The sequence below is a fragment of the Microbacterium sp. P5_B6 genome, assembly GCF_056400345.1.
In genome coordinates this window covers 283,784-295,955 of sequence record NZ_JBFULL010000004.1, presented here as the reverse complement: position 1 = coordinate 295,955, position 12,172 = coordinate 283,784, and the positions used below count along the sequence as shown (strand labels likewise).

10 protein-coding genes are annotated in these 12,172 nt (G+C 70.7%); 7 read left to right on the top strand and 3 right to left on the bottom strand.

Features of this window, described 5'->3' with window-relative positions; genetic code table 11:
• Nucleotides 1–21 precede the first annotated feature (21 nt).
• Nucleotides 22–393, top strand: a complete 372-nt coding sequence (locus AC1DP3_RS07875) for a VOC family protein (protein WP_477292601.1) — start codon at nt 22–24, stop codon at nt 391–393.
• A 22-nt stretch (nt 394–415) separates the two neighbouring features.
• On the opposite strand, the gene AC1DP3_RS07870 is transcribed toward AC1DP3_RS07875, so the two are convergent.
• Nucleotides 416–1,567 (bottom strand): AMP-binding protein, encoded by a 1,152-nt coding sequence (locus AC1DP3_RS07870; RefSeq protein WP_477292600.1) that lies wholly within the window; start codon nt 1,565–1,567, stop codon nt 416–418.
• A gap of 98 nt (nt 1,568–1,665) precedes the next feature.
• Nucleotides 1,666–2,592, bottom strand: coding sequence for a 1,4-dihydroxy-2-naphthoyl-CoA synthase (locus AC1DP3_RS07865; protein WP_477292599.1), 927 nt, complete (start codon nt 2,590–2,592; stop codon nt 1,666–1,668).
• Nucleotides 2,593–2,672: 80 nt separating this feature from the next.
• Here AC1DP3_RS07865 and AC1DP3_RS07860 point away from each other — a divergent pair, with 80 nt between their 5' ends.
• The 6 genes from AC1DP3_RS07860 to AC1DP3_RS07835 all read left to right on the top strand — a co-directional run bounded on the left by AC1DP3_RS07860 (nt 2,673) and on the right by AC1DP3_RS07835 (nt 7,602).
• Complete coding sequence (locus AC1DP3_RS07860; RefSeq protein WP_477292598.1) at nt 2,673–3,218, top strand: hypothetical protein; 546 nt, start codon at nt 2,673–2,675, stop codon at nt 3,216–3,218.
• Between the two features lie 4 nt (nt 3,219–3,222).
• The gene (locus tag AC1DP3_RS07855) at nt 3,223–6,105 is read left to right on the top strand and encodes an ATP-binding cassette domain-containing protein (RefSeq protein ID WP_477292597.1); all 2,883 of its coding nucleotides are present in this window, start codon (nt 3,223–3,225) and stop codon (nt 6,103–6,105) included.
• On the top strand, nt 6,102–6,506 hold the full coding sequence (locus AC1DP3_RS07850; protein ID WP_477292596.1) for a glucose-6-phosphate dehydrogenase: 405 nt from the start codon (nt 6,102–6,104) through the stop codon (nt 6,504–6,506). The genes AC1DP3_RS07855 and AC1DP3_RS07850 overlap by 4 nt, the downstream gene beginning before the upstream one ends.
• A 158-nt stretch (nt 6,507–6,664) precedes the next feature.
• Complete coding sequence (locus AC1DP3_RS07845) at nt 6,665–7,126, top strand: methyltransferase family protein (RefSeq protein WP_477292595.1); 462 nt, start codon at nt 6,665–6,667, stop codon at nt 7,124–7,126.
• A 93-nt stretch (nt 7,127–7,219) separates the two neighbouring features.
• Nucleotides 7,220–7,417, top strand: coding sequence for a hypothetical protein (locus AC1DP3_RS07840; protein ID WP_477292594.1), 198 nt, complete (start codon nt 7,220–7,222; stop codon nt 7,415–7,417).
• On the top strand, nt 7,417–7,602 hold the full coding sequence (locus AC1DP3_RS07835) for a hypothetical protein (protein WP_477292593.1): 186 nt from the start codon (nt 7,417–7,419) through the stop codon (nt 7,600–7,602). Before AC1DP3_RS07840 ends, AC1DP3_RS07835 begins: the two co-directional genes overlap by 1 nt.
• A 910-nt stretch (nt 7,603–8,512) precedes the next feature.
• On the opposite strand, the gene metH is transcribed toward AC1DP3_RS07835, so the two are convergent.
• Entirely contained in the window at nt 8,513–12,142 is a 3,630-nt protein-coding gene (metH, locus tag AC1DP3_RS07830; protein WP_477292592.1) for a methionine synthase, read from the bottom strand.
• Nucleotides 12,143–12,172 lie beyond the last annotated feature (30 nt).

The following is a 12,172-nucleotide window of genomic DNA, read 5'->3' as shown; positions in this document are numbered from 1 at the left end:
TCGCCCTCGTCACAATGAAGGATGCTGAGCTTCGGAACGGTCGTGCTGACCGTAGAGGACATCGATCGTGCAGGGGCGTTCTGGCGCGCCGCCCTCGGGTACGTCAACCGGCTCGAGCCGACGGAGGACTGGGTCGTGCTGGATCCGCCCTATAAAGAGCATTGGAGCGCGCCCGGCGCGAGTATCGCGCTCTCGGTGACCGGGTATCCGCAGCACTATCCCCCGCGCATCCACCTGGATCTGTACGCCGACGATCAGGCTGCAGAGGTGGAGCGACTTCTCGGCATCGGCGCACGAGAGGTCGACTGGCACGACTATCCGGAGGACGCCGACTGGATCGTCCTCGAGGACACCGAGGGCAATCGCTTCTGCGTCGCCGACAAGTCGGGCTGAGGCGCCTCAGCCCGAAGTCGTCTCAGCGCAGGGTCGCCAGTGCCCGGCGGATCGCCTCGCGATCGGGCTTGCCGGAGGGCAGTGTCGCCAGCTCATCGACCAGCACGAGCCGGGCCGGCCGCGCGTACGGCCCGATCTCGGCGGCGACCGCCGTGCGCGCCTCTTCGAGCTGCACGGACTCGCTGCGGCGGAGAGCTTCTCCTCGTGGCGCGACGACGATGGATGCCTCTCCCCACTGGGCATCCGGCACACCCACGACCACGGCGGTCGCGAGGCCGGGCACCGAGCGCACGACCCGCTCGACCCGATCGAGTGAGATGTTCACCCCGCCCGACACGATCACGTTGTCCATCCGGCCCCGCACGCGCAGCAATCCATCCTCGATGAGGCCGGCGTCGCCGGTGCGATACCACCGTCGGCCGTCGTCCTGGCGGAAGGCGGCATCCGTCGCCTCGGGCTCGCCGAGATAGCCGTCGGCGAGCGTCGGCCCCGAGATCTGCACCTCGCTGTCCGCGATCCGCACGCCGACACCGCCGAGCGGACGGCCGTCGTAGACGCACCCGCCGCTCGTCTCGGTCGAGCCGTACGTCCGCACGATGCGGGCGCCCAGCGCCTCTGCGCGTTCCATGATGATGGGAGGAAGCGCCTGCCCGCCGACGAGGATCGTCTCGAACGAGCGCAGAGCGGCGGCCACCGCCGGGTCGTCGGCGGCGGCGTCGAGCAGGCGCGAGAGCTGCGCGGGCACGAGCGACGTGTAGGTCGGGATGCGCGTGCCGCCGACGCTTCCGACCATCGTGAGCGCTGCGGCGGCGAATGCCTTCGGCGAGAACGGCCCGCTCACGATCCCCGGCTCCCGCCCCGACACGATTGCCCGCACGAGCACCTGCATGCCTGCGACGTAGCTCGCGGGCAGCGCGAGCAGCCACGCTCCCTCGCCGATGCGGTCGGCGGTGGCAAGAGCGCCCGCCGTCAGTGCGTCGCGGCTGAGGATCACGCTCTTCGGGATGCCGGTCGACCCGGAGGTCGTGACCACGACGGCGGTACCCGCCCGGACCGATGCCGGGATGGGCCGCACCATCCCGAGTCCGAGCGCAGGACCGGCGCCGTGGATGGCGGCCTTCAGCGCCCGGAGGATCTCGCGCGGGTCATCGCCTATGACGGGTTCAAGCTGCATGGGTGGAGCACTTCTCAGCCGGCGGCGCGGGACGCTGCCCGCTCGATGTCAGGCGGCGCCGGGGTGAGCGCCAGGTGCGCACCGCGATCGGGTGCGGGTCAATAGTGCCACGGATAGGGCGACCAGTCCGGGTCGCGCTTCTCGAGGAACGAATCCCGCCCCTCGACGGCCTCGTCGGTGCCGTAGGCGAGGCGCGTGGCCTCGCCCGCGAAGACCTGCTGGCCCACCATTCCGTCGTCGACGGCGTTGAAGGCGAACTTCAGCATGCGCACGGCGGTCGGAGACTTCGTGAGGATCGTGCGGGCCATCGCCAGGGCTTCCCGCTCCAGGTCGGTGTGTGGCACGACCCGGTTGACGGCGCCCATCTCGTAGGCCCGCTGCGCCGAGTACTCCTCCGCGAGGAAGAACACCTCACGCGCGAACTTCTGCCCGATCTGACGGGCGAAGTAGGCGGAGCCGTATCCCGCGTCGAACGACCCCACGTCGGCGTCGGTCTGCTTGAAGCGGCCGTGCTCGGCGCTGGCGATCGTCAGGTCGCAGACGACGTGGAGAGAGTGGCCGCCGCCCGCCGCCCACCCCGGGACCACCGCGATGACGACCTTGGGCATGAACCGGACGAGCCGCTGCACCTCGAGGATGTGGAGTCGCCCTGTACGCGCAGCATCCACTCCTCCCCCTCCGGTCTCTGATGCGCCGGCAGGGTCGCCGCCCTCGTACTTGTAGCCGTCGCGCCCGCGGATCCGCTGGTCGCCCCCCGAGCAGAAGGCCCAGCCGCCGTCCTTCGGGCTGGGGCCGTTGCCGGTCAGCAGCACGACGCCGATTCGGGGATCCTGGCGCGCGATGTCGAGAGCGCGATAGAGCTCGTCGACCGAGTGGGGCCGGAAGGCGTTGCGCACCTCGGGCCGGTCGAAGGCGATGCGCGCGATGCGAGCGTCTCTCGACACATGGGAGGTGATGTCGGTGTAGGCCTCGCTGCCGGGGGCCGGCATCCATTCGGCCTCGTCGAACAGCTCGGAAACGCTCACCGCGCCAGCCTACGGCGAGGCGCTCTCCATCGCTCGTCATCCGGACAGACACACCTCGGGCACGGCCGTAGCCTGGAGTGATGACTACGACACTGCGCACTCTCGCCGCTGCCTCTGCCGCCGCCCTGCTGCTCACCCTCGCCGCCTGCTCGTCCACTCCCTCCGCCGGCGAGCCGTCGGCCACCGCCGATTCGTCCGCCAGTGCGGCCGTCGACGGCGCGTGCGAGGGGGTCATGGTCGTGGTCGACGCGAGCGCCCTCGATCTCGACGACGACCCCTCGCAGGAGACGTGCATCGAGACCGATTCGGCGATCGCGGCGAGCGACGCGCTCGACGAGGCGGGCGTCACCACCGAAGGCACCGACGAGTACGGCGATCAGGTGGTCTGCCGCGTCAACGGCGTGCCGGCCGAGGACTTCGCACTGACTGCCGAAGACGGCTCCGACTACTTCGAGACGTGCGAAGCGATGCCCGCCGCCTTCGCCTACTGGGCGCTGTGGGTGCAGCCCGAGGGCGGCGAGTGGGAGTACGCCCAGGAGGGCCTCTCGACGTTGCAGGTCGAGCCCGGCCAGAGCATCGCGCTGCTGTTCAGCCTGAACGGCGAGCCCGCCACGCCCGCCGCGTGAGACCGTGACCCTGCGACCCGGACCCCTGCGCGCGGCGGCGGCTCTCGCCGTCGGATTCATCGCGGTCCGGGTCGTCTATCGGGTCCTCTTCCACGGCGCCGACGGTGCAGGCGCCGTCATCCTGCCGCTGCCGGCGGTGCGCCTCGCTCCCCCGTTCGCTCACGTCGTGCTGCTCGGTCCGGTCACCACAGGGGGACTCTGGGATGCTGCGGCCAGCGCGCTCCCGATCGCACTGACCATCCTCGCCTTCGGCCTCGTCAACGCTCTCCTCGACCTGCCGCGGCTGTTCGCGCGCGGCTCGCGGCGCGGCCCGCTGCGGGGAATCGCCCGGACTCTCGCCGTGGCATGGGGCGCTCTTCCGGCCCTCGCCGATGCCGTGCGCTCGGTGCGCTTCGCCCAGCGCCTGCGCGGCGAGCGCGGCGGCATGAGGGTGCTCGCCCCCGTACTGGAGCGCACCCTCGGACGCGCGACGGCCGTGGCGGCCGCCCTGGAGCTGCGCGGGTTCGCGGGCACCTCCGTGCCTGGCGACTGCGAGGCGCCTGTCATCGTGCGGGGCGCCAGCGTCGCGCACGCCGGGGGACCCGGGGTTCGCATCGACGAACTCGTGCTCGCGCCGGGCACTCTCACGGTGCTGTCCGGCGCCACCGGGTCGGGGAAGTCGACGGTGCTGCGCGCGCTGAGCGGCCTCCTGACGCACATCGACGGCGGCTCCATCACGGGCACCCTCGACGTCGTCGGTCACGCCCGCACCGCCGTTCCGCCTCGCGACACCGCCCAGCGCGTCGGCGTCGTCCTGCAGCAGCCGCGCGAGGCGTTCGCGGGCGAGCGCGTGCGCGACGAGATCGGGCTCGCCCTGGAGCTGCGAGGGGTCGCTCGGGTGATCGTCGCCGCCCGCGTCGACGAAGTGGCCGAGTCGGTCGGCATCCGTCCGCTGCTCGACCGCCGGCTGCGCGGACTGTCGGCGGGCGAGGCGACGCTCGTCGCGATCGCCGCCGCCATCGTGGAGCACCCCATCCTCCTGCTGGTCGACGAGCCGCTCGCCGACCTCGACGCTGCCTATCGCGAGCGGATCGTCGCACTCCTGGGTGCCCTCGCGCATGATGCCGGCGTCTGCGTGGTGGTCGCGGAGCACCGCGCCGCCGAGTTCACGGAGGTCGCCGACCGGAGCCTTGCGATCAACGAGGGGTCGCTCGGCGAGGCGGCGCCCGCCGATGAGCCCGCGCTGACCCCTCGCGGTGCGGCGAAGCCGGGCCCGGTCGTCCTCACCGTCCGGGGACTCACCGTTCGCCACCACGCCGGCGAGTCCGTCCGCGACGCGAGCTTCACCCTCCGCGCCGGGGAGCTCACGGCCCTGGTCGGACCGAACGGCGCAGGCAAGTCGAGCCTGCTCGCGGGGATCGCGCTTCCGGATGCCGCCGCCGACATCACCCTGGACGGCACGCCGGTAGCAGCGCGGCGGGCGTTCGGCGGAGTCGCCCTCGTGCCCGATGCCTCGGACGACCTCTTCGTCTGCGACACGGTCGCGGCCGAATGCCGGCGGACCGACCGGCATGCCCGCCTGCCGGCCGGGACGACCCTGCGGCGGCTCGCTCTGCTCGTGGGCGTAAATGCCGACTCCCTCGGCCTGACTGCGCTGGCGGAACGGCACCCGCTCGATCTGTCCTCGGGTGAGCGGCGATGCCTGGCCCTCGCGCTGCAGCTGTCGTCATCGCCGCGGGTTCTCCTCGTCGACGAGCCCACCCGCGGACTCGACCCGCGCGCTCGAGGGCTCGTCGCCGCAGCACTCACGCGACTCGCCGACGGCGGCGCGGCGGTGCTCGTCGCGACCCACGACAGGGACTTCGCGGCGGCGCTGGCGGACAGCATCCTTCCCCTTCGGGAAGGAAGGCTCGGCGAGCCGGTGCCGGTCGTTCGCGACGCTTCCCCCGTTTCGCCGTCACGTCCGCCGCGCGCCGTGGTGACGTCGCCGTCACCCCCGCCCGCCCTGGCGGCAGAGACCGGCCGGCGGCGGCACTCGCGTCGCGGGACGCTCGTCCTGGTGGCCGCGAACGTCGTCGCCCTCGCGGCCTTCTGCTGGCCGTTCGCGGCGATGGCACTGCCCGCTCAGGCACAGGCGGCGGTCCCGTTCGCCGCCTTCGCGCTCGCGCCGCTGGCGATCCTGGTGGTGCTCGCCTCGCTCGACGGGACCGTCCGGTCGGCGCACACGCTCGCTCTGCTCGGCATCCTTGCGGCCATCGGCGCGGCCATTCGCATCGTCGGAACCGGCGTCGGCGGGGTCGAGGCCGTGTTCATCCTGCTGATCCTCGCCGGACGCGTCCTCGGGGCGCGCTTCGGCCTCCTCCTCGGCGTGCTCACGATCGCGCTGTCATCGATCATGTGGGGCGGCATCGGACCATGGACGCCGTTTCAGATGTTCGCGTGCGCCTGGGTGGGGGCGGGCGCCGGGCTGCTCCCACGACGGCGGGTGCCGGTGCCGCGCGGCCCGCGGCACTCGGTCCGGCTCCCTCGTAGCGGGGAGATCGTGATGCTCATCGGGTACGGCATCCTCGCCTCCTACGCGTTCGGGCTGCTGATGAACCTGTGGTTCTGGCCCTTCGCCGTCGGCACCCAGACGGGCATCTCCTACGAACCGGGCGCTCCGATCGGGCAGAATCTCGCGAGCTTCGTCCTCTACTCGCTCATCACGTCGACCCTCACGTGGGACACCCTGCGTGCCGTCACCACCACGATCGGGCTGCTCGTCATCGGGCCGGCGGTGCTGACCTCGCTGCGGCGCGCGAAGCCCGTCGCGCCTCTCGCAGCGGCGCCCACCGGTCAGATGCTCAGCGAACGTCATGCACACTTGATGAGGGCCTCGTCTGGGGCCCCGAGGAAGGACATGCCATGAGGGTCGTAGAGAGCGCAGACTGGCGGGACTCGCTGCCGTTCGAGAGCCCCGTGCTGGTGTCCGAGATCGCCCCCGGCGAGGACGCGCGCTGCGCCGGCTGTCGTCACGACGTTCCCCCGCACCCGCGCACCGAGCTGTGGGCCGTCAAGCATCGGCACCCCAACGACCACGGTGGGTTCGTGCGCTTCTACTGCATCGACCACAAGCCGGCCCCCGCGCCCGTCGCACCGGCCGCCCTCGCACCGGGTCGCGCATCGGCAGCACGCCGGAGTGCGCCCGCCGAGAAGCGCCCGCCCGTGCGCCGCGCGACGCACGACGACCGGGTGCGGGCCATGTGCCCCAACTGCTTCATCGAGGTGTCGGCAACCGGAGAGTGCGGAGTCTGCGGCGCGGTCGCCTAGCAGCGGTCGCCTGGTCTGGCCTCCGGTCTCCTGGGACCGGCCCCGGTCCCCGGGGTCTCGGTCTCTGCGGTGGCCTCCGGCGGCTGGGCGTCAGTCCTCGGCGTCTTCTCACACCCGGCGCCGTTCCTTCCCGGGCGGTCGCTGGCTACACTGCCGGGATGGCGGACGCGCCTGGTTACCGGATCTGGCCTCCTGTGGCGCTGGGCGTGCCCCTGGTCGCCGGCTGTGCTCTCACTGCCTTCGCAGGCGATCCGGTAGCGCTGCCCGCCGCGGCCTCGGGCAGCATCGCCCTCGTGCTCACCGCGGCGTTCGCGCTCTGGAACGGATGGGCCCTTGTGCTCATGGCGCGCCGCCGCACCGCGCTCCTGCCGGGTGGAGCGACGCGGAAGATCCTCGACCGCGGGCCCTTTCGCTGGAGCCGGAATCCGCTGTATCTCGGGCTCATCGCCTTCGACGTCGCCCTCGCTCTGTTCTGGCCGTCGTTCTGGGCGCTCGTCCTGACGCCGGTCGGCATCCTGGCGCTCTGGTGGGGAGCGATCGTCCCGGAGGAGCGCTACCTCAGCGAGAAGTTCGGCGACGAGTACGGGGAGTACCGTGCCCGCGTCCGCCGCTGGCTCTGATCGTCGAGCGACGAACCAGTCGGGACTTTGTCAAGCGGGATCCGCGAAGCTGCAGGCGGCCGTACGTTTCGGGCATCGACGAAGGAGCATCCTATGAATGGCAATCCAGACGAACCGATCACGGACGACAGCGGCACCGAGAAGGCCGGCGGTCTGGGGCAGGACGGCACGATCCCGCCGGCCCCCGATGGCGTGGCGGCGGGCCACACCGGGGAGCCGTCGAACTTCGAGCCGGAGGAGGACGACCCCTCCTCACCCGAGGATCCGTCCGCCGCGAAGAGGGGGGCATGATGAGCGATTCTGTGATTCCGCGTCTCTCACCGGAGGACGGCAATCCAGCCAGCGACCTCAAGACCGACGTGATCAAGGACGTCGAGCGCGAGCACACGATCACGGGAGACTTCGTCGGACCGCGTGCCGACGAGATTCCCGCTGAGAAGTCCGACCGCGACACCGCGGACGACGAGGAGTCCTGACCGACTGGCGCCTCAGCGCAGCATCCGTCGATCACCAAAATCGGACGATTGCAGCAATGTCGGACGATCCGGCGTGAATCGTCCGACTTCGGGGCATTCCTCCGACTTTGGCGCACCACCCCGCCGGCCCACCCCGCGCGCCACCCCCGACCCCGCCCGGCGCCCGGGCCGCAGCATCCACAGATCACCAAAATCGGACGATTGCAGGAATGTCGGACGATCCGGCGTCAATCGTCCGACTTCGGCGCGTTCTTCCGACTTTGGCGCACCGCCCGCGACCCCGCACGGCGCCCGGGCCGCAGCATCCACAGATCACCGAAATCGGACGATTGCAGCAATGTCGGACGATCCGGCGTGAATCGTCCGACTTCGGCCCGTTCGTCCGACTTTGGCGCACCACCCCGCCAGCCCACCCCGCGCGCCTCCACCCGCGACCCCACCCGGCGCGGAGCGGCAGCATCCACAGATCACCAAAGTCGGACGATTGCAGCAATGTCGGACGATCCGGCGTGAATCGTCCGACTTCGGCGCGTTCGTCCGACTTTGGCGCGCCGCCCGCGACCTGACCAGGGGCGCGGCGGGCAGCATCCACAGATCACCAAAATCGGACGATTGCCGGAATGTCGGACGATCCGCGGCGAATCGTCCGACTTCGGCGCGTTCGTCCGACTTTGGCGCGCCATCCCGCCGGCTTGTGGCGCGCTCGTCCGGATATGGGGCCAGCCGGCCTGGATCGTCCGATTTTCGGGCCATTGTCCGACTTCGGAGCGCTGCCCCGGCGTCGGCAGATCACCCATTTCGGAAGATTGGACGACGATCGGACCAGGCGGCGTGAATCGTCCGAATTCGGCGCATTCGTCCGACTTAGGAGAGGCGCTGCCTGCGACCCGCCCGGGATGAGAAGCCGGTGCTAGACCGAGAAGTACTTCGCCTCGGGGTGGTGGAACACGAACGCGTCGGTCGACTGCTCGGGGTGCAGCTGCAGCTCCTCGCTCAGCTCCACTCCCATGCGCTCGGGCCGCAGCAGCTCGACGACCTTGCGGCGGTCCTCCATCTCGGGGCACGCGGGGTAGCCGAGCGAGAAGCGCGCGCCGCGATACTCCAGCTTGAAGAGCCCGGCGACGTTGTTCGGGTCCTCGTCCGCGAAGCCGAGCTCGGACCGGATGCGTCCGTGCCAGAACTCGGCGAGCGCCTCGGTCAGCTGCATGACCAGCCCGTTGAGCTCGTAGTAGTCCCGATAGGCGTTCGCCGCGAACAGCTTCGCCGTCACCTGGTCGATGTGCGCACCGGCGGTCACGAGCTGGATCGGCAGGACGTCCACTGCGCCGGAGTCCTTCGAGCGCACGAAGTCCGAGAGACACAGGTGCCGGTCGCGGCGCTGGCGCGGGAAGTGGAAGCGCAGCCGCTCGGCGCCCGGCTCGCCGCCGGAGCCGCCGTCCGGGGCGAGGAGCCCTGCGTGGCCGAAGGCTCCGGACGGGTCGTCTCCGTGATGCAGGACGATCAGGTCGTCGCCCTCGGACACGACCGGGAAGTAGCCGTACGCGATCGAGGGATCCAGCATCCCCTCGGCGAGGATCCGGTCGAGCCAGTACCGCAGGCGGGGACGGCCCTCGAGCTCGACCAGCTCTTCGTACGACTTGCCGCCCTCGCCCCGGCCGGGCTTGAGACCCCACTGCCCCATGAACGTCGCACGCTCGTCGAGGAACGCGGCGTAGTCGGCGAGCGCCACTCCCCTGACGATGCGGGTGCCCCAGAAGGGCGGCGCCGGCACGGGATTGTCGGATGCCACATCCGATCGTGCGGGCATCGCCTCGGGCTCGGTCAGCGTGAGCTGGGACGTCGCCTTGTGGATGCGCTTCTTCAAGGGTGGGAGTCCGACCTCGTCGGGCGAGGCGCCGCGGGCGATCCGCACCAGCGGCTCCATGAGCGTGAGGCCCTCGAACGCGTCGCGGGCGTAGCGGACGTTGCCGTCGAAGAGTCCGGCGAGGTCGTCCTCGACGTACGCCCGGGTGAGCGCTGCACCGCCGAGGATGACGGGCCAGCGCTCGGCGAGCCCGCGGGTCTGCAGCTCGTGCAGGTTCTCCTTCATCACGACCGTGGACTTCACGAGGAGCCCGGACATGCCGATCACGTCGGCGTTGTGCTCTTCGGCGGCGGCGATGATATCGGCGATGGGCTGTTTGATGCCGAGGTTCACGACGTCGTAGCCGTTGTTGGTCAGGATGATGTCGACGAGGTTCTTGCCGATGTCGTGCACGTCGCCGCGGACGGTGGCGAGCACGATGCGGCCCTTGCCCGAGGCATCCGCCTTCTCCATGTGCGGCTCGAGCAGCGCGACGGCGGTCTTCATGACCTCGGCCGACTGCAGCACGAAGGGCAGCTGCATCTCGCCCGACCCGAAGCGCTCGCCGACGATCTTCATGCCCTCGAGCAGGTGGTCGTTGATGATCTGGAGCGCCGTGAGCCCGCCCTCGCGCGCGAGGTCGAGGTCTGCCTCGAGACCCTTCGCCTCGCCGTCGATGATGCGGCGTTCGAGCCGCTCGCCGACGGGCAGGGCGGCGAGCTCGGCCGCCCGCTGATCACGCAGGGCCGCGGTGTCGACACCGGCGAACAGGTCGAGCATGGTCGCGAGCGGATCGTAGGTGAGGTTGCCGTCGGCGTCGTACTCGCGGCGGTCCCACACGAGGTCGAGTGCGACCTTGCGGCGCTCTTCGGGCACCGACGCCAGGGGCACGATCTTGGCGGCGTCGATGATCCCCGAGTCGAGCCCGGCCTCGACCGCTTCATGCAGGAAGACGGAGTTCAGCACCATGCGCGCCGCGGGGTTGAGCCCGAACGACACGTTCGAAACGCCGAGGGTGGTGTGGATGCCGGGATACTTCGCGGTGAGCCGACGGATCGCCTCGATCGTCTCGATGGCGTCGCGCCGCGTCTCCTCCTGACCCGTCGCGATCGGGAACGTGAGGCAGTCGACGATGATGTCGCTGACCTTCAGGCCCCACTCGCCCACGAGAGTGTCGACGAGCCGCGACGCGATGCGCATCTTCTCGTCGGCCGTGCGGGCCTGGCCCTGCTCGTCGATGGTCAGCGCGATGACGGCGGTGCCATGCTCCTTGACGAGCGGCATGATCCGCCCGAAGCGGCTCGTGGGGCTGTCGCCGTCCTCGTAGTTGACCGAGTTGACCACGGGCCTGCCGCCGATGAGCTCGAGCCCTGCCTGGATGACGGCCGGCTCGGTCGAGTCGATGACGAGCGGCAGGGTCGAGGCGCTCGCGAACCGCGACACGACCTCGCGGATGTCGGCGACACCGTCCCGCCCGACGTAGTCGATGCACACGTCCAGCAGGTGCGCGCCGACGCGGATCTGATTGCGCGCGATCTCGACGCAGTCGTCCCATCGCTCCTCGAGCATCGCCTCGCGGAAGGCCTTCGAGCCGTTCGCGTTGGTGCGCTCGCCGATCGCGAGGTACGAGGCATCCTGATCGAACGGGACGTGCTGGTAGAGCGACGCTACGCCCGGCTCCGCGACAGGTTCGCGCGATCCGACCGACTGGAGGGGACGCAGCCGCTCGACGACCGCGGCGAGGTGCTCGGGCGTGGTGCCACAGCATCCGCCCACCAGTCCCAGCCCGAACTCGCGCACGAACTGCTCGTGGGCGTGGGCGAGTTCGTCCGGGGTCAGCGGATAGTGCGCGCCGTCCGCGGTGAGGATCGGCAGGCCGGCGTTGGGCATGCACGCCACCGGCACCCCCGAGTGCTTCGAGAGGTGGCGCAGGTGCTCGCTCATCTCGTCGGGGCCGGTCGCGCAGTTGAGGCCGATCGCGTCGACTCCGAGCGGTTCGAGCGCCGTGAGCGCGGCGCCGATCTCGCTTCCCATGAGCATGGTGCCGGTCGTCTCGACCGTCACCTCGACGAAGATCGGAAGACGGATGCCGCGGCTGACGATCGCCTGACGACAGCCGTTGATCGCGGCCTTCGTCTGCAGCAGGTCCTGCGAGGTCTCGACGAGGAAGGCGTCCGCGCCGCCGTCGATGAGCCCCTCGGCCTGGAGCGCGAAGGTCTGCTTGAGGTTCTCGTAGGTCGTGTGTCCGAGGCTCGGGAGCTTGGTGCCTGGACCCATCGACCCGAGCACCCAGCGCATGCGCCCGTCGGCGGCCTGGGCCGCCTCGACCCGCTCGCGCGCGATGCGGGCGCCGGCCTCGGCGAGCTCCGAGATCCGGTGCTCGATGCCGTAGTCGCCGAGGTTCGACCAGTTCGCGCCGAACGTGTTCGTCTCGACGGCGTCGATGCCGACGGCGAGGTACTCGTCGTGGATGGCGCCGATCATGTCGGGCCGCGAGACGTTCAGGATCTCGTTGCAGCCCTCGAGCTGCAGGTAGTCCTCGAGCGAGGGCTCGTGCCGCTGCAGCATCGTGCCCATCGCACCGTCCGCGATCACCACACGGGACTGCACGGCGTCGAGCAGCGCCTGCGCCCGGAGCGGACGCGGAACCCCGTCGATGTCGAGCGCGAAGCGGGGAGCGGTGGCGGCAGAGGTCACTCGGGCGATTCTACCGAGGGCCCGGGGCGG